Origin of the sequence: Kitasatospora viridis (assembly GCF_007829815.1) — a bacterium.
GTDB lineage: Bacteria > Actinomycetota > Actinomycetes > Streptomycetales > Streptomycetaceae > Kitasatospora > Kitasatospora viridis.
In genome coordinates this window covers 1120117-1137365 of sequence record NZ_VIWT01000001.1, presented here as the reverse complement: position 1 = coordinate 1137365, position 17249 = coordinate 1120117, and the positions used below count along the sequence as shown (strand labels likewise).

Annotated in this window: 13 protein-coding genes; 8 read left to right on the top strand and 5 right to left on the bottom strand. The window is 74.6% G+C overall.

Going from position 1 to position 17249, the window contains the following annotated elements:
• Positions 1-30: 30 nt before the first annotated feature.
• The 5 genes from FHX73_RS05105 to eccCa form a co-directional block, all read right to left on the bottom strand.
• Complete coding sequence (locus tag FHX73_RS05105) at positions 31-783, bottom strand: TetR/AcrR family transcriptional regulator (RefSeq protein WP_145903606.1); 753 nt, start codon at positions 781-783, stop codon at positions 31-33.
• Between the two features lie 120 nt (positions 784-903).
• On the bottom strand, positions 904-2454 hold the full coding sequence (locus tag FHX73_RS05100; protein ID WP_145903604.1) for an MFS transporter: 1551 nt from the start codon (positions 2452-2454) through the stop codon (positions 904-906).
• A 132-nt stretch (positions 2455-2586) separates the two neighbouring features.
• Positions 2587-3129: a GNAT family N-acetyltransferase gene (locus tag FHX73_RS05095; RefSeq protein WP_145903602.1), complete on the bottom strand. Its 543-nt coding sequence runs from the start codon at positions 3127-3129 to the stop codon at positions 2587-2589.
• A 41-nt stretch (positions 3130-3170) separates the two neighbouring features.
• A complete protein-coding gene (locus FHX73_RS05090; RefSeq protein ID WP_145903600.1) occupies positions 3171-5780 on the bottom strand; it encodes a hypothetical protein in 2610 nt (869 codons plus the stop codon).
• Between the two features lie 124 nt (positions 5781-5904).
• Positions 5905-9813 carry a type VII secretion protein EccCa gene (gene eccCa, locus FHX73_RS05085; protein ID WP_145908072.1) on the bottom strand — a complete coding sequence of 1303 codons (3909 nt, stop codon included), beginning with the start codon at positions 9811-9813 and terminating at the stop codon, positions 5905-5907.
• Between the two features lie 153 nt (positions 9814-9966).
• On the opposite strand from eccCa, the gene eccD reads away from it, so the two are divergent.
• The 8 genes from eccD to FHX73_RS05045 all read left to right on the top strand — a co-directional run bounded on the left by eccD (position 9967) and on the right by FHX73_RS05045 (position 17231).
• Positions 9967-11343: a type VII secretion integral membrane protein EccD gene (eccD, locus tag FHX73_RS05080; protein ID WP_145903598.1), complete on the top strand. Its 1377-nt coding sequence runs from the start codon at positions 9967-9969 to the stop codon at positions 11341-11343.
• Positions 11344-11400: 57 nt separating this feature from the next.
• Positions 11401-12819 carry a type VII secretion protein EccB gene (gene eccB / locus FHX73_RS05075; RefSeq protein WP_145903597.1) on the top strand — a complete coding sequence of 473 codons (1419 nt, stop codon included), beginning with the start codon at positions 11401-11403 and terminating at the stop codon, positions 12817-12819.
• A gap of 190 nt (positions 12820-13009) precedes the next feature.
• Positions 13010-13351 (top strand): hypothetical protein, encoded by a 342-nt coding sequence (locus FHX73_RS05070; RefSeq protein ID WP_145903595.1) that lies wholly within the window; start codon positions 13010-13012, stop codon positions 13349-13351.
• A gap of 54 nt (positions 13352-13405) precedes the next feature.
• On the top strand, positions 13406-13687 hold the full coding sequence (locus tag FHX73_RS05065; protein ID WP_145903593.1) for a WXG100 family type VII secretion target: 282 nt from the start codon (positions 13406-13408) through the stop codon (positions 13685-13687).
• A gap of 7 nt (positions 13688-13694) precedes the next feature.
• A complete protein-coding gene (locus tag FHX73_RS05060; RefSeq protein WP_145903590.1) occupies positions 13695-14135 on the top strand; it encodes a hypothetical protein in 441 nt (146 codons plus the stop codon).
• 93 nt (positions 14136-14228) lie between these two features.
• Positions 14229-16427: a hypothetical protein gene (locus FHX73_RS44515; RefSeq protein WP_170304851.1), complete on the top strand. Its 2199-nt coding sequence runs from the start codon at positions 14229-14231 to the stop codon at positions 16425-16427.
• 59 nt (positions 16428-16486) lie between these two features.
• The gene (locus FHX73_RS05050) at positions 16487-16930 is read left to right on the top strand and encodes a YbaB/EbfC family nucleoid-associated protein (RefSeq protein ID WP_145903588.1); all 444 of its coding nucleotides are present in this window, start codon (positions 16487-16489) and stop codon (positions 16928-16930) included.
• On the top strand, positions 16923-17231 hold the full coding sequence (locus FHX73_RS05045; protein WP_145903586.1) for a hypothetical protein: 309 nt from the start codon (positions 16923-16925) through the stop codon (positions 17229-17231). The genes FHX73_RS05050 and FHX73_RS05045 overlap by 8 nt, the downstream gene beginning before the upstream one ends.
• Positions 17232-17249: the final 18 nt, after the last annotated feature.

Genomic DNA, 17249 nt, shown 5'->3' with positions numbered 1-17249 from the left:
CGGATCGGCCGACCTCCGGCGCAGGCGTGCTCAGTCCTGCTTCGGCAGCCGGTCCACCGTCGCCTCGATGCCGGCCAGCGCCATCTCCAGGCCCTGGTCGAACTGGCGGTTGCGGGCGGCCTCGATCGACTTCTCCCGGTCGTAGCCGAGCAGTTCCTCGAACTCCTGGTGCCGCGGGTCGGCCTGGCTCAGCAGGCCGAGCATCTGCCGGTAGAGCACGTCCTCGTCGGTGCCCGCCAGCTTGACCCGCCGGTTCCACTGGGTCTCGACCAGCGCGAACGCGTAGGCGTACTGGAAGACCAGGGCCAGCGCGCCGCCCAGCTGGTCGCCGGTCAGCCCGGTGCGGGTGAGCGCGTGCACCGCGCTGCTGGAGAACAGCATCGCGTTCGGGCCGACCGCCAGGTAGCGCCCGCTCAGCTCGGCCGCCCACGGGTGGTTCAGGTAGCAGCGGCGGTACTCGTGGGCCAGCACGTAGAGGTGCCGGTGCCAGTCGCCGTGGTCCTCCAGCGGCTGCGGCCGGATCTCGCCGATGACCGCGTCCAGGGCCAGCTCCAGCAGCGCGTCCTTGTTGTCGACGTACCAGTACACCGACATCGGGGTGACCGAGAGCCCGGCCGCCAGCTTGCGCATCGAGAACGCCGTGACGCCCTCGGCGTCCAGCAGGGCCACCGCGGCCTCGATGATCCGCTCCCGGCTCAGCCCGCTCGGCGCCGCGCCCCGCCGCTTCTTCTCGGGCGGCGAGAGCCAGACGCTGAGGGTGGGGTCGTGCGGCTTGTCGGCCATGCCTGCTGCCTCTGTCCTTCGGGGGCCGTGCCTTGCGGCGCGGCCGCCCGGGGATGGCCGCGTCAGCTGCGATGGTAGATCGTGATCCGGGTCGGACCGGACCGGGCAGGCGGGTCCGGCTCAGCCCGGCTGGGCCACCGGCTCCTCGCTCGGGGCCGGCGCGACCGGCGGCTGGGCGGCACCGGCCCGGCCGAGCAGCCAGGCCGCCAGCAGGCCGCCGACCAGCACCGCGACCGCGCCGATCAGCTGACTGCTGGTCAGGCTGTCCGCGAAGGCCGACTTCACCTGCTTCTTCAGGTCCGGCCCGGCCGCCGCCAGCGCCTGGTTCAGCGAGCCCGCCGCCGAGGACGGCACCCCGGCGGGCAGCGCGCCGGTGAAGCCGGCCGTCAGCACCGCGCCGAGCACCGCGACCCCGAGCGAGTTGCCCAGCTCGCTGAGCGTGCCCATCAGGCCGGAGCCGACGCCGGCCTTCTCCGGCGGGATCGAGGACATGATCGAGCCCGCCATGGCCGGCTGGGAGCAGGCCGCGCCGGCGCCGATCAGCACCAGGCCGAGCAGGATGCCCGGGTAGGAGCCGTCGTGCCCGAACTCGGCGATCGCGGCCAGCCCGCAGGCCAGCAGGGACAGGCCGAGGCCGATCGCCACCGGCGGCTTGAGCTTGGCGGTCAGCCGCATGCCGACGCCGGTCATGTTCAGCGCCACCACGGTGAGGGCCATCGGCGCGGTCCGCAGGCCGGCCTGCAGCGGGTCGTAGCCGAGCACGAACTGCAGGTGCTGGGTGAGCAGGAAGAGCGAGCCGCCCATGCCGAAGCTGACCAGCACGCCGCCGGAGACCGCGCCGCGGAACCGGGCGTTGCGGAAGAAGCCGAGGTCCAGCAGCGGGTGCTCGATCCGGCGCTCCCAGAGCATGAAGCCGATCAGGAAGAGCAGGCCGAGGCCGCCCGCGAGCAGGGTGCGCGGCGCCGTCCAGCCGGCCTCCGGGCCCTGGATGATGCCGTACACCACGCCGACCATGCCGCAGCTGGAGAGCAGCACGCCGAGCAGGTCGGGCCGGGCGCCGCGCGGGTCCTTTGACTCCGGCACCAGCCGGGCCACCGCGATCAGGCCGAGCGCCGCGACCGGCAGGTTGACCAGGAAGCAGGAGCCCCACCAGAAGTGCGCCAGCAGCACGCCGCCGATCACCGGGCCGAGCGCGAAGCCGAGCGAGGCCACCGCGGACCAGACGGTGATCGCCTTGGGCTGCTCGTCCGGCTCGAAGGTGCGGACCACGATCGCCAGGCTGGTGGCCAGCAGCAGGCTGCCGCCGACGCCCATGCCGGCCCGGGCGGCGATCAGTTCGCCGGGGTCGCCGGCCATGGTGGCGCCCAGCGAGCCGAGGCCGAACAGCGACAGGCCGATCAGCTGGACCTTCTTGCGCCCGTACCGGTCGGCCATGCCGCCGGCCGCGATCAGCAGGCCCGCCTGGGCCAGCGAGTAGGCGCCGACCGCCCACTGGATCTGCGCGGTGCTGGCGCCCAGGCCGTCGGCCAGCGAGGGCAGTGCGACGTTGAGGATGGTGTTGTCGAGGATCACCACGAGCTGGACCAGGCAGATCACCCCGAGGACCAGCCAGCGGTCGGGCCGGCGGGCGACGGTGCCCGCGGGTGGTTGGGTCGACGTGGTTTCGGACATGGCTGTGCCCCCGGTGGTCCGCGTGCGGCGGTGCGATCTTGTACGGTGTAGAAGACTTCTACACCGTACAAGGGAGCGAGGGGCGGGCGCCAGCCGATTATTCGGTTGTCCGGGTGGAGGGATGACTGATCGTCAGCTCGACCCCGGGGTGAGCGCGGTCAGGTCGAGGCGCCAGTCGTTGCTGCGCATGAAGCGGCCCGGCGGGTACTCGAAGTCGGTCTCGCCGAGCAGGGCGAAGCCGACCCGGCGGCAGACCGCGTTGGAGGGCGCGTTGTCGACCGAGGGGAAGGCGTGCAGCCAGTGGTGCTGCCCGGTGCGGGCGGCGGCCAGGGCGCCGGCCAGCGCGGCCCGGTGGGCGATGCCCAGGCCGCGGAACGGGGGCAGCACGTTCCAGCCCATCTCGAAGACCCGCTCGCCCTGCCACTCGCGGGAGTGGTAGCCGACGCTGCCGACCGGGGTGTCGTCCTCGCCGGCCACCACCCGGAACATCTGACCCGTCCCCAGGCCGGGGAAGTCCAGGTAGCGCTGGTGCCGGATCAGCAGTTTCTCCGGGGTCTCCGGGCCGCCGACGTGCCGGCGCATCTCCTCGGTGTTGATCAGCTCCAGCAGCGCGAGGTCGGTCTCGGCCCAGGGCTCGATCCGGATCTCGATGGGCGCGGGGGTGGTGCTGGACATGGTTCGCTCACCTTTCCGAGTTGGTGGTTGGTGAGCGGACTTTAACCGGTCGGGGAGCTTCCGAGCAGGTGGGTCCCGCGCAGCCGGGCCGGGTTGGCGAGCGTGCGGTGGTCGGCCTCGGGCACCGCGTCGCGCCGCTCCAGCCAGCCGCGCAGCCGGTCCGGGGAGGGCTTGGTGGTGCGGGTCGGCGACTCGTGCAGCAGGATCCGGGTCGGGCGGGGCGTAGTGCCGGAGAAGTCGGCGGGGTGGACTTCCAGGACGGTGAAGCGGGTGCCGGGCGGGAAGACGACCAACGGTTCGTCACCCGGCTCACCGCAGACCGTGGTGCGGCGGCCGGTGGTCGACCAGACCGCGAACTCCACCTCCGCGTCCGGCAGCTGGGCCAGGTCGTGGGAGGGGAAGCCGGTGACCGGAGCGGGTTCGAGCAGCTCGGCGCCCGGGGCGTAGCGGTCGAGGTCGACCGGGCCGGCCGGCGCCGGGACCAGCACGCCGCCGTGGTGGCTGGGCAGCCGGCGCAGCCCGGCCGCCAGGCACCGCAGGTAGGGCAGCAGCGGGTGCGCGGGATCGCCCGAGCGGGCGGCGGCGGCGAGTTGCTCGCGGGTGGCCGGCACGGGGAAGTCCTGGTGGTGGAGCAGCACGGCGACCAGGTCGGTGGTCGGATTGACGATCGTGCCGTCCGCCGAGCCCGCGCGCAGCGAGGGGAGCCGGGTGGCGAGCTGCTCGGCGCGGCTGGCCCAGCGGTGGTAGGCCGGGCCGAGCAGGGCTTGCAGGGCCTCGCGGTCGCCGGTGGGGGTGGGGGCGTCGGCGGCCTTGGGCGTGAGGTTGAGGGTGGGGGAGGGGTCGGGAACTGGGGTCGGAGCCGGGGTCGGAGCCGGGGTCGGCTTCGGCGGGATGGAGAGGGTGACGGTTGGGGAGGGGTCGGTGCCGGGGGTGGCGGGGGTGAGGTTGAGGGTCGGGGACGGGTCCGCGACCGGCTCGGCGGGCCGGGGCGCCGCCGGCGGACCGTCGGGGGTGAGCCAGGTCAGCTTGTAGAGCCGGGAACTGAACCGGGCGACCGCCTCGGTCTCCGGGTCCATCGGGCCGTCCACCAGGAGCCCGAGCTTCGGCGGGCCGAACGGCGGCAGCTCGGCGAGCAGGTCGCCGACGTGGTCCCAGAGCCCCTGCGGAACGGGCCGGTCCGGGTGACCCACGATCAGCACCGGCAGCGCCGGGTCCGGTTCGCGGCGGCGCGCGGCCGGGACCGGGCGGGCCGGGACATCGGCGGTCCGGAGCCAGAGGCCCGCCGGGACGGCTTCCAGGTGCCAGCCGGGGAACGGCCGCTGGACGGCCGGGCCGACCGGCGTCCAGATGTCCGGGCGGGAGCGCCAGGCGGTGGGGCTGACGGTGCGTGAGGTCGGCGAGGCGGTCAGCTCGGTGAGGCAGGGCTCCCAGGTGGGCGTGGCGGTGGCGTCCAGCAGCAGGGTGGACTCGCCCGAATTGGTGCGGAGCGGCAGGCCGATGGCGATGTGCACGTCGCGGTCGAGGGTCGCGCAGAGCACGGTGGCCAGGCCGGTGAGCCGGGCCGGGGTGGCCCAGGGGGCGCTCAGCAGCAGGCGCTCGGGGAGCGGTTGGGCGCCGGCGGCGGCGCTGGTGAGCAAGGTGGTGACCAGGGTGGCGAGTTGCCCCGCCTCCGGCAGGCCCGGGTGCTCGGGGTGGCCGAGCACCAGGAGGAGGGTGAGCGGGGAGGAGGCGGCCGCTTCGAGGACCGGGAAGGTGGCGGTGGGGCGGGTGGCGGTGACCCAGTAGCCGCCGGGGAGGGGGGTGATGACGAGGTCGTGGGTGGGGGCTGGGGCGGGGGTGGGCTTCGGTGCCGGTGCCGGTGCCGGTGCCGGTGCCGGTGCGGGTGCGGGGACGGGAGCCGGGGCCGCGGGCAGGGGTGTGCTGACCAGGCGGGCGGGGGCGACCGGCGGTGCGGGGGGTGCCGGCGGGACGGCCGGTGGTGCGGGCGGGGCGGGCGGTGCCGTCGGCGGTGCCTTGGGCGGTGCGGGCGGCGGGGGGACGGGCGCGGCGACCGGGGGCGCCGGCGGGACAGCGGGCGGTGCGGGCGGGGCAGGGGGCGCCGGCGGGACGATCGGCGGTGCCACGGGCGGCTCGGGCTCGGGCTCGGGCTCGGGGTCCGGGACGGTCGCCTCGGGCTCGGGCGCCGGCTCCCGGGGCACCGGCCAGCTGGGCCCAAGCCGCCCAGCTGGCCGGCCCGCCTGGAAGCGCCACCAGTTGCCCGTGCCGTCGGGCGCGCTGGTGTGCAGCGTCCCGTCCGCGGCCACGGTGACCACCGCGTCGGGCGCGATCACCGCCAGGCCCGCCCGCTCGGCGAGCTGCTCGGCGGGCCGTCGGCCGCGCGCGCCGGGCGCGGCGAGCCCGGAGGCGGCGATCACCAGGGCCTCGGCGCCCCGGTTCTCGGCCGCCTGGGCGAGGTCGGCGAGCCGGGCGAGCAGCACCGGCGCCGCGTCCGGCGCGGCGGCGAGCACGACCAGCGCCTCCGGCACCCGGGCCAGCGGCGCGAGCGCGGCGGCCAGCCCGCCGGCTTCGGCGCCGGGCGGGGCGATCACGAAGTGCGGACCGAGCTCGCGCAGGGTCGAGCCCCCGGAGCCTGGGAGACTCGCCGAGGACATCCGCCCGGCCCTCCGTTCTGCTGAGCGTGCCGGTTGAGCACATGGGTTGAGCACGTGGGTCCGCCGGGACGGCGGTCCTCACAGGGGTGACGCATCGGACCGGGCCGCCGGTTCACCCGGTTGCTCACCCCTCCTTCTCGACCATACCGGTCTGCACCTGCACGGTCCGCCGCCGGGTGATGTAGAGCCCCCGACCCGCCGTCAGCTGACGCGGCTTCACATTGCCGAACAGGTAGCCCTCGGAGGGCGGGCAGGAGAGCAGCAGGGCCGGCGAGTTGACCTCCTGGAGGCGCCGCAGCAGCGGGTCGGACAGCCCGCGGCCCGCCCCGTTGGCGCTGCGGGCGACGATCAGGTGGAGCCCGATCTCGGCGCCCTGGGCCAGGTAGTCCATGAGCGGGGCGAACGGGTGGGTGCCGGTGGTGCCGCCGATCAGGTCGTAGTCGTCGACCACCACGAACAGCTCCGGACCCTCCCACCAGTCCCGCAGCTTGAGCCGCGCGGGCGCCAGGTCGGCCGGGGGCACCCGGTTCTTCATCGCCCGGGCGGCGCCGTCGACGATCTGCCGCAGCATGTCCACCGCGACCGCGTAGCCGAGCCGGTACTCCTCCGGCACCGCGTCGTAGAGCCCGCGCCGGTAGTCCACCAGCATGATCCGGGCCTCGGCCGGGGTGTACCCGCGCACCACCGAACGGATCGCCAGGTTCAGCAGGTTGGTCTTGCCGGCCTCGCTGTCGCCGACCACGATCAGGTGCGGGTTCTCCTCGAAGTCGTGCCAGAGCGGCTCGACCTGGGTGTCCTCCAGGCCGATCGCCATCCGCAGCCGTCCCTCGGGGGCCGGCAGTTCGGCGGCGTCCAGCAGCAGCGGCAGCATCCGCACCTCGGGGGCCCGGCGGCCGGACCAGTGCTCGGCGAGGGTGTCGACCAGGTCGGCGATGCCCTCGGCCAGGTCGCCGGAGCGGCCGCTGCCGTCGATCCGGGGCAGCGCGGTGAGGAAGTGCAGCTGCTCGTCGGTGAGTCCGCGCCCGGGCAGCTTGGGCACCCGGCCGGCCGCCCGCATGTTGATCACAGAGTCGACCGGGTCGCCGAGCCGCAGCTCGAACCGGGTCTGCAGCTGGTCGCGCAGCCCGTTGCCGATCTCGCCCCAGCGGGTGGTGGCGATCATCAGGTGGACGCCGTAGTTGAGGCCGCGCTGGGACATCAGGGTGAGCGGCTGGACCAGGTCGTTGAACTCCTGGCGGAGCGTGTTCCAGCCGTCGATGACCAGGAAGACGTCGCCGTGCGGGTCGTCCGGCAGCCCGCCCTCGGCCTTGCGGCGGCGGAAGGTGGCCACCGAGTCGATGCCCAGCTCGGCGAAGTACTTCTCCCGGCGGGTGATCACCGCGTTGACCTCGGCGATGGTGCGCAGCACCCGCTCCGGGTCGTGCCGCCCGGTGGTGCCGCCCAGGTGCGGCAGCCCGCGCAGGCTGGAGAGCGCGCCGCCGCCGAAGTCCAGGCAGTAGAACTGCACCTCCTCCGGGGTGTGGGTGAGCGCCAGCCCGGTGATCAGGGTGCGCAGCATGGTCGACTTGCCGCTCTGCGGGGCGCCGGCGATGCCGACGTGGCCGCCCGCGCCGGACAGGTCGGCGCTGAGCAGGTCGCGCAGCTGGTGGAACGGCCGGTCCACCACGCCGACCGGCACCCGCAGCTGCCCGGGACCGGTGAGCCCCTCGACGGTGAAGCCGCGCTCCGGGTCGGGCGCGAGCGGCGGCAACAGCTCGTCCAGGGTGGGCGGCACGTCCAGCGGGGGCAGCCAGACCCGGTGGGCCGGCGGCCCGGCGTCGGCCAGCCGGTCGGCGGCCAGCTCCAGCAGCGAGGCGCCGCTCTCCGGCTGCTCCGGCTCGGCCTCGGCGACCGGCAGGTGGCGGGGCGTCACGTACTCGGTGCCGTAGCGCACCACCTGGCCGGCCAGCGCGGCCTGCTGGGCCGGGCGCCGCTTGGGGCGGTACGGGCCCGAGACGTAGGCGGCCTTGAACCGGGTCAGCGTCGAGGTGTCGCTGCGCAGGAAGCCGTTGCCGGGCGAGGAGGGCAGCTGGTAGGCGTCCGGCACGCCGAGCACGCCCCGGCTCTCCATCGCGGAGAAGGTGCGCAGGCCGATCCGGTACGACAGGTGCGACTCCAGGGCGTTCATCCGGCCCTCGTCCAGCCGCTGGGAGGCCAGCAGCAGGTGTACCCCGAGCGAGCGGCCGAGCCGCCCGATCATCACGAACAGCTCCATGAAGTCCCGGTGCGCGGCCAGCAGTTCGCTGAACTCGTCGACCACCACGAAGAGCGTGGGCAGCGGCGCCAGCGGGGTGCCGGCGGCCCGCGCCGTCTCGTACTCCAGCAGCGAGGCGTAGTTGCCGGCCGAGCGCAGCAGCTCCTGACGGCGGATCATCTCGCCGTGCAGCGCGTCGCGCATCCGGTCGACCAGCGCGGCCTCGTCGGCCAGGTTGGTGATCACCGCGGAGGTGTGCGGCAGTTCGTCCAGGCCGAGGAAGGTGGCGCCGCCCTTGAAGTCGACCAGCACGAAGTTGAGCACCTCGGAGGAGTGGGTCAGCGCCAGCGCCAGCACCAGGGTGCGCAGCAGCTCGGACTTGCCGGAGCCGGTCGCGCCGATCAGCATGCCGTGCGGGCCCATGCCGCCCTGCGCGGACTCCTTCAGGTCCAGGTCCACCGGGCGGCCGTCGGCGCCCAGGCCCAGCGGCACCCGCAGCCGGTCCGGGATGCCGCGCCGCTCCCAGAGCCGCTCCACCTCCAGCTTGTTCAGGTCCGGGATGCCGAGCAGCGCCGTCAGGTCGAAGTCGGTGGCCAGCGGCTCGCCGGCCTCCACCGCGTCGCCGATCCGGTAGCGGGCCAGCGCGGCGGCCAGCCGGGCGGCGGCCCGCAGGCCGAGCGCGTCGGGGCGGCCCAGCTCGGTCACGGTGTCCTTGCGGTTGCGGTCGGCGCCGACCATGGCGAGCCGGCCCTCGGCGATCCGCAGCCGCAGCGTGGTGCGGGCCGGCTTCCACTCCAGCGAGTCGGCCAGGTCCAGCACCACGGCGTTGCGGTAGCCGGCCAGCGCGGCCCGCCCGGCGCCGTGGTTGCCCGCGCCGTCCAGCACCAGCACGGTGAACGGCTCGTCCCGGCTGGGCACCGCGTCCGGCTCCCAGGCCGGGCGGCCGGTGAACTCCTCGCCGAGCAGCTGCTCGGCCTCGCCCAGGGTGGCCGCCACCAGCCGGACCGGCCCGGCGCCGTCGCTCTCGGTCGGGTGCAGGGCGTGCGGCAACCACTTGGCCCACTCCCAGTGCGGGCGCTGCTCGGCGCCGGCCACCACGGCGATCCGCAGCTCGTCCGGCCCGTGCACCACGGCCAGCGAGCCGAGCACCGCGCGGGCGAGGGCGCGGGCCGCCGCCGGGTCGTCCGAGCGCAGCAGCAGCTGGGCGAAGCCGCGCAGGTGGATCGCCACCGGCTGGTCGTCCAGGGTGCCGTAGGCGTGGATGAACCGGCGCAGCGCGTGCGCGCACAGCGGCTCCAGGTCCTCCACCGGCTTGGTGGCCAGCGGGGCCAGCCGGACCGCCAGGCGCTGCGGGCCGGTGCCGATCCGCACGTCGCTGAAGTCCGGGTGCGGGGCCCGCCGCTCCCACAGCCGGGTGGTGCCGACCAGCGAGGCCAGCTCCGCCGGTGCCGGGTGCCGCCAGGCCAGCGCCTCCTGCTGCTCGTGCACCGAGCGGCGCACCTGACGGCGCATCTGGGACAGGTAGCGCAGGTAGTCGCGGCGTTCGGCGCGCAGCTGCTGCTTGCGGTCGCTGGTGCCCCGGATCAGCTGGGTGACCAGCATGCCGACCGCGGACAGCGCCATCATGCCGATCGCCACGTAGGTGAGCGCGCCGCCGCCCTCGCCGCCGGGGCGCAGGAACATGAAGACCATGGAGAGCGAGCCGAGCGCCATCGGGGCCATCTGCACCATGCTCGCCATGCCGCTCGGCGACTCCGGCAGGGTGGGCGGCTCCTGCAGCTGGATCTCGCCGTCCGGCATCTGCGGCCCGGGGCGGCGCGCCGTTCGGTTGACCAGGACCACGCTCACCTGACGGCTCCTCGTTTCGTGCACTCGTCCACCGGCTGTTACGGGCCGCCGGGCTCGCCGGGTTCACCGTGAACTCGGCAGGCCCCGCGCGCCGTAGAGCCAGGCGTGAACAACAGCTCCGTGGCCGGCCTGTGCCGGCTCAGGTTCCACGCCCCCGGGGCGGCCTTCGAGCTGGCCGTGCCCGCCGACGTGCCGCTCGCCGACCTGCTGCCCGCCGTGCTCGCGCACGCCGGCGACGACCTCGCCGAGCAGGGCCTGGAGCACGGCGGCTGGGTGCTCCAGCGGCTCGGCGGGGAGGCGCTGGACGAGGAGCAGACCCCCGACGGCCTGGAGCTGCGCGACGGCGACGCGCTGTACCTGCGCCCGCGCCGGGCCGCGCTGCCGCCCGTGCACTTCGACGACCTGGTGGACGGCGTGGCCACCGGCGTGCGCGAGCGCGGCGACAGCTGGCGGCCGGAGCTGACGCACCACCTGGCCGTCGCCGTGGTGCTGCTGGCGCTGGCCGGCGGGCTGGCGCTGCTCGCCCTGCCCGGGCCGGCCGGCCTGCGGGCGGTCGGCGCGGCGGCCACCGCACTGCTGTTGCTGCTCGGCGCGGCCAGCGCCTCCCGGGCGATGAACGACACCGGCGCCGGCATCGCGCTCGGCTGCGCCGCCGTGCCCTACCTCGCGCTCGCCGCGCTGCTGGTGCCCAGCGGCCCCGGCGGCCACGAGCTGCTGGGCGCCCGGGTGCTGGCGGCCGGCTCGGCGGCGGCCGGGGCCGCGGTGCTGGCGGTGGCGGCGGTCGGCGCCGGGGCGCCGGCCTTCCTCGGCGCGGTGCTGGTCGCGCTCCTCGCGGCGGTGGCCGGCGGGCTGCTGATCGGCGGGCTGACGGTGGAGCAGGTGGCCGCCGTGCTGTCGGTGCTGTCCGTGCTGGCCGGCGCCTTCGTGCCCTCGCTGGCCTTCCGGCTCTCCGGGCTGCGGCTGCCCGCGCTGCCGCGCAACGCGGAGGAGCTGCAGGAGGGCATCGAGCCGTTCCCGGCCGACCGGGTGCTGGCCCGCAGCCTGGTCGCCGACGACTACCTGATGGCGCTCTACACCGCGGTCGGCGCCGTCGCCGCGGCCTGCCTGGTGCTGCTGGCGAGCGGCGGGGGCTGGGCCGGGCCGGCCCAGGCGGCCGCGCTCTCGCTGCTGCTCCTGCTGCACAGCCGGGCGATCGGCAGCATCCGGCAGCGGCTGGTGCTGCTGCTGCCCGGGGTGGCCGGCGGGGCGCTGCTGGTGGCCCGGGTGACGCCCGGTCACCCGGCGCAGGCCCGGCTGCTGGTGCTCGGCGGGCTGCTGGTGCTGGCGCTGGCCCTGCTGGTGGTGGCCTGGACGGTGCCCGGGCGGCGGCTGCTGCCGTACTGGGGCCGGCTGGCCGACCTGCTGCACACGCTGAGCGCGGTGGCCCTGGTGCCGCTGGCGCTGCTGGTCTGCGGCGTGTACCACGCGATGCGGGCGATGTAAGACCCACTGAATGCGGGCGATGTAAGACCCACTGAACTGATCCCTTGGAGTAGCACGATGCAGTCCCGACGCGACCAGGTGCAGGCGCACCTGTTCGTGCTGAGCAGGCTCGCCTCCGGCATGCTGCGGTCCGAGCCGGACGCCCCCGACACCCCCACCGGCCGGACCACCCGGGGAGCGGTCGGCGGGCTGGCGCTCGGCGTGCTGATCGCCCTGGTGGTCACGGTGATCGGGGTGTTCAAGCCCGGGGTGAGCACCGGCTGGCAGAAGCCGGGCGCGCTGGTGGTGGTCGAGGAGACCGGCGCCCGCTACCTCTACCTGGGCGGGGCGCTGCACCCGGTGCTCAACCAGACCAGCGCCAAGCTGCTGGCGGGCGATCAGCTGACGGTCCAGCAGGTGAGCGAGCGTTCGCTGGACGGCACCCAGCGGGGCGGGCCGGTCGGTCTGCTCGGCGCGCCGGACGGGCTGCCGCCGGCCGCCGCGCTGGGCGGCGGGCAGGCCTGGCTGGTCTGCGCGACCCCGGGCGGCAAGCTGGCGCTGGCGATCGGGCCGCAGGGCGAGGGCACCGGCCTGACCCCCGGTCAGGCGCTGCTGGTGGCCGCCCCGGACGGCAGCCACGACCTGCTCTGGCAGGGCCGGCGGCTGCGGATCGACCGGGCCGGCGGCGTCGAGCAGGCGCTCGGCTACGCGGCCGCCGTGCCGTTCCCGGTCAGCGCCGCCTACCTGGACACGCTGCCCGCCGGGCCCGACCTGACCGCCCCCGCGGTGACCGGCCGGGGCACCGCCGGCCCGCAGCTGGCCGGCCGCCCGTCCCGGGTCGGCCAGCTCTTCGAGGCCCCGGGCGGCGGCCGCTACGTGCTCACCACGGCCGGGCTGGCGCCGCTCACCACGCTCCAGTTCGAGCTGCTGCGCGGCGACCCGCGGACCCAGCAGGACGCCTACGGGGGCGCCGCGCCGACCCCGGCCGCGATCGGCCCCGAGGACCTGGCCGCGCACACCGCGCCCGCCCCGGACGGCGCCGGGCTGCCCGCCGAGCCGCCCGCGCTGCTGGCGCCCGGCACCGGGCAGGGGGTCTGCACCGACCTGCACCCGACCGCCGACCCCGGCGCCACCCGCACCTCCGTCACCCTGCTCGACCAGGCCGGGCTGGCCGGCGCCGCACCGGCCGCCCAGCCGGGCGTGCGGGCCTCCTGCACCCCGGCCGACCTGGTCGCGGTGCGGCCCGGCGGCGGCGCGCTGGTGCGGGCCGCGCTGGCCGGCGGCTCGGCCGGGGACGCCGAGTTCCTGGTCGCCGACAACGGGGTCGCCTACCCGGTGCCGGGCGCGGCGGCGGCCAAGCAGCTGGGCTACGCGGCGGTGTCGCCGACCACGGTGCCGGCCGCGCTGCTGGCGCTGCTGCCGGTCGGGCCGAGCCTGGACCCGGCGGCGCTGGCCGGCGGCGGCGTGCCCGCACCGGCCGCTGCGACGCCCTGCTGACGGACCGTCGCCACGCGGCCGACCGGCCGTCGCCACGCGCCGTTCACCGCTCGTCAGCACCGCCCGTCGGCACCGGCCGCCGACGCCTCCAGACGGGCCGGCCGGGGCTGAACCCCGGTCGGCCGACCACCCGTTCCACCGGTTGCGGGGCCGCGCCCGCGGTCCCGTCCGAGCAACACAGGAGCCTTCGATGTCTTCCCCCAACGTGCTCAGCGCCGAGGACCAGGCGTTCATCACCGCGTTGAACGGCCTGGAGAGCCAGATCTCCGCGATGATCACCTCCGGCCAGACCGTGGAGCGGATCAACGAGGAGATCGCCGCGGGCTACGTCTCCGGTGCCAGCACCGCCTTCCAGGGCCGGGTGAACGACTGGGTGGAGCGCTACAAGAACGTCATGCAGGCCTTCCAGAAGCTGCAGGACGCCACCCAGGGCGCCAGCACCGTGCTGAACAAGGCCGAGGAGGACGCCCACGTGATGGGCGGCAACTGGGGCGCCTCGGACGGCGTCTTCTCCGCACTCTCGCCCAGCTGACCCGTCCCGACCCGCCACCCGCCGCCCGGACCACACCGAGGAGCAGACCCCGCCATGGCAGACATCCAGCTTCAGCACGAGGCCATCGACAACGCGTTCCAGGAGCTCATCTCGGCCGCGCAGACCATGCAGAGCAACCTGGACGAGCTGGTCCAGCAGCTGCAGACGCTGGCCCAGCAGTCCGGTAGCTACAAGGAGGCCTTCCAGGACTTCTTCAAGGTCGTGCACGACAACGAGACCCAGATGCACGACGACATCCACAAGGGTGCGCAGATCCTGGACACCATGAACCACACCATGCGGTACGCCGACCAGGCCGCCGCCGCGGGTTTCTGAGGCCGCCGTGGGCGACACGCTCAAGGTCACGGACCAGTACCTGGACGAGACCGTGCTGCCGGAGGTCACCGCGCTCAAGCAGTCGATGATCGGGACCAACGCGAAGGACCCGGACGGCAAGGTCGTCGTCAACCACGTCAACGACTTCGCGGGCGGGGCCGGGAACGGCCTGCCGAGCGACGGCGGCAACGGCTACACCGTGCTGATGGCCGGCAACTTCACCGAGGGCAGCACGGTGAGCGGCAACTTCAAGAGCTTCGCGGGCAGCATCCAGGGGCAGTTCAAGGCGATCAGCGGTGCGGTGGACAAGATCGTCCTCGGCATCGTGAACGCCAAGCGCACCTTCGACAACGCCGAGGACGACGCGCTGACCTCCGCCCAGATGTTCACCATCCTCAGCGGATCCCCGCCGACCGGCATCAACCCGCCCAACCCGCCGAAACCCTGACAGTCCGTCAGTTCACCCTCCGGTCCGGCGCCCCGATCCGCTCGGGCGCGCCGGACCCGCCCCGCCCCCCGAGACCAGCGCTGGAGCAGTCAGATGAGCACCCCCTCGTCGTCCACGAAGTGGGAGGACGCCATCTCGTACTTCGCCGACGGCAGCCAGGACGGCACGGCGGGCCGCGGCGACGTGACCGGCGACACCTGGATCACCGGGCACGGCGTCGAGCTGGTGCTGCCCGGCTCCTACGACCCGACCAAGTACGACTTCTCCTGGGCCTCGGACCCGACCGACGTCGTCTCCTACTACTCCTCGGAGTACGGGTCCTACGAGTACACCACCAGCTACATCGTGGTGGTCTGGGGCAGCGGCAACTGGACCGCCTGGCTGGACCAGAACGGCAAGCAGAGCCACCTCAGCCAGTTCAGCATGCACGCCCTGGACACCCTCAACGCGCTGCTCGGCTCGCCCGGCCACACCACGACCACCGCGCTCGGCAGCTTCGACGCGGCGATCGAGATGGTGACCCGGCTGCAGACCTGGATCGGCGAACTGGTCACCACCCTGAAGGGCTGGACCGACCCGCTCAACGCCGACGACAGCGACCTCCAGGGCAGCGCCGCGGGCGAGTTGAAGTCCTACCTGACCAGCGTCGGGCAGGACATGCAGGACATGTGGACGCTGCTGACCTACGGCGGCGACCCGGTGGCCGCCCTCCAGGGCGCCCGCGACGCGCTCTCCGCCGGGCTCAGCAAGATGCTCTCCGAGTACTGGGCCTGGCGCGGCGACTCGGGCCGGGCCGGCATCACCAACGAGTGGGACCAGGAGGGGTTCGACGCCAACCCCCAGGTCGCCTACCCGAACAACTGCCTGAAGTACGCGCTGAAGGCGATGATGCAGGGCTCGCCCGTGCTCGACACCAGCGGGAGCACGCCCAAGGTCACCGTGAACGGCAACGACACCAGCACGGACGCCTTCTGGAGCACGCTGGAGACCAACGGCAAGAACATCTGGACCCAGGGGGTGGAGTACTTCCTGGACCACGGGGCGAGCATCGCGATGAACGGCATCGTGCCCGCCTACACCACCCTGGGCAACCTGCTGCAGGGCATCACGGTGGCCCCCGAGACCCCCGCGCCCGCCGCGATCACCCCGCCGGACCCCGGCTCCGGCGACGGACCGGGTGGCGGGCCCGGCGGCGGGGCCGGGGACGGCGGCCCCGGCGGGGACGGCTCCGGCGGCAACGGGGCGGGCGGCCCCGGCGGCAAGGGGCCCGGCAACCTCGGCGCCCCGCCGCCGCCCAAGACCAAGTACGACCTCAACGGGAACAACCAGGGTGCCGGCCCGAACGGCGGCGGCCCGAACGGCAACGTGCCGCTGCTCGGCAGCGACGGGAAGCAGCTGACCGGCCCGGACGGCAAGCCCTGGACCGTGCCGCCCGGCTCCCACGTGGACGCCAACGGCAACGTCATCGGCCCCGACGGCAAGCCCCTGCTCGGCCCCGACGGCAAGCCGGAGAAGGCCCCGCCCGGCGCCTACCCCGGCGGGCCGATCAACCTTGGCACCGGTCCCACCGGCCCGGGCGGCGGCGGGACCTTCAAGGCTCCGCCGGGTGCCACCGTGGACGGCAACGGCATGCTGATCGGCAAGGACGGCAAGCCGGTCCTGGACGCCAACGGCAACCCGGTCTACGCGGGCAAGGGCGCCACCGTCGGCAAGGACGGCCAACTGCTCGACGCCAACGGCGATCCGGTCAGCAACCAGGAGCAGCTGCTCGCCAACGAGGAGCACGCGATGGGCGAGTCGCTCAACCCGCTCGGCTCCGGCGCCCGCGGGTACGTCTCCGGCGACGACTTCGGCATCCCGACCTCCGGCTCCGGCGGCCTGACCAAGGGCTTGTCGCTGGAGGGCCTGTCCGCGCCGAAGTCGGTGCCCACCGAGGGCGGCATCGGCCTGACCGGCGGGACCATGGGCATCAGCCGCACCGCGCTGGCCAACGGCGGGGCGCTCTCGCCCGAGGACATCGCCGGCCAGGAGGCGCTGGCCGAGCGGGCGGCCGCCGAGCAGGGCGTGGCCGGCGAACAGGCGGCCATGAGCGCCTCCGAGGAGGCCCAGCTGATGGGCCGTTCGGTGGCCACCACCGGCGGCGCCGGCATGCCGCCGATGATGCCCGGCGGCGGGGCGGGCGCCGGCGGGGCCGCCGGCGGGCAGGAGCGGCAGCGCACCACCTGGCTGGCCGAGGACGAGGACGTCTGGGGCACCGACACGGGCGCGGTGGACGGGGTGATCGGCCGCTGAACTGCACAAGGGCACCTGGCCGTAGCAACAGGTGTCGTCAGCAGTGCCGAGGGAGTGAGATGTCGACGTCGCCGTTCGCCGAGCAGATCGAGCAGGCCATGGTCACCCTGCGCGAGCAGCAGGCCAAGCTGGCCGAGGCCACCAGGGAGTTGCAGGCCGCCACCGCCACGGTGACCTCCAAGGACCGGATGGTCACCGCCGTGGTCGGTTCCCAGGGTGAGGTGGTCTCGCTGACCTTCCACACCACCGCCTACCGCACGATGGCGCCCGCTCAGCTCGGCGCGGTGCTCACCGACCTGCTCAACGAGGCCCGGGCCGACCTGGGCGCCCGGGTGCTGGAGGCCATGCGCTCCTTCGACGGGGTCGGCGAGGCGCTGCGCACCTCGATGACCGGCGGCACCGAGCTGGAGGACCTGCTCGCCCCGCTGCAGGCGATGCGGCCCAGCCACAAGCGGGCCGAGGAGCGCCGGGCCGGCGGGCGGCAGGAGGAGTTCCGTGGCTGAGAGGTTCACCGCGCTCGCCGACCTGAAGACGGCCTTCGCCAAGTTCGGCGACATGTCGCACCTGATCGACGAGATGCGCGGCAAGGTCGACGAGGTCAACGCCTTCAACAAGGACGCCGCCGGCAGCGACGACATCGGCAAGCAGTACCACCAGACGGTGGACCAGCCGACCAGCGACCTGACCGACCTGCTCACCCAGGTCCGCAAGGCCGTCGACAAGGTCGGCCAGAACGGGCAGGACGCCAAGGACCTGTTCGACAAGAACGACTCGGACCTGAAGGACAGCACGAACGGGTTCTGACGGACCCGTCGTCAATTG

Coding starts and splice junctions, on each gene's coding strand:
- FHX73_RS05065 (WP_145903593.1), top strand. CDS start 13,406: ATGGCAGACATCCAGCTTCAGCACGAGGCCATCGACAACGCGTTCCAG.
- eccB (WP_145903597.1), top strand. CDS start 11,401: ATGCAGTCCCGACGCGACCAGGTGCAGGCGCACCTGTTCGTGCTGAGC.
- FHX73_RS05050 (WP_145903588.1), top strand. CDS start 16,487: ATGTCGACGTCGCCGTTCGCCGAGCAGATCGAGCAGGCCATGGTCACC.
- eccCa (WP_145908072.1), bottom strand. CDS start 9,813: ATGCCGGACGGCGAGATCCAGCTGCAGGAGCCGCCCACCCTGCCGGAG.
- FHX73_RS05100 (WP_145903604.1), bottom strand. CDS start 2,454: ATGTCCGAAACCACGTCGACCCAACCACCCGCGGGCACCGTCGCCCGC.
- FHX73_RS05105 (WP_145903606.1), bottom strand. CDS start 783: ATGGCCGACAAGCCGCACGACCCCACCCTCAGCGTCTGGCTCTCGCCG.
- FHX73_RS44515 (WP_170304851.1), top strand. CDS start 14,229: ATGAGCACCCCCTCGTCGTCCACGAAGTGGGAGGACGCCATCTCGTAC.
- FHX73_RS05070 (WP_145903595.1), top strand. CDS start 13,010: ATGTCTTCCCCCAACGTGCTCAGCGCCGAGGACCAGGCGTTCATCACC.
- FHX73_RS05090 (WP_145903600.1), bottom strand. CDS start 5,780: ATGTCCTCGGCGAGTCTCCCAGGCTCCGGGGGCTCGACCCTGCGCGAG.
- FHX73_RS05095 (WP_145903602.1), bottom strand. CDS start 3,129: ATGTCCAGCACCACCCCCGCGCCCATCGAGATCCGGATCGAGCCCTGG.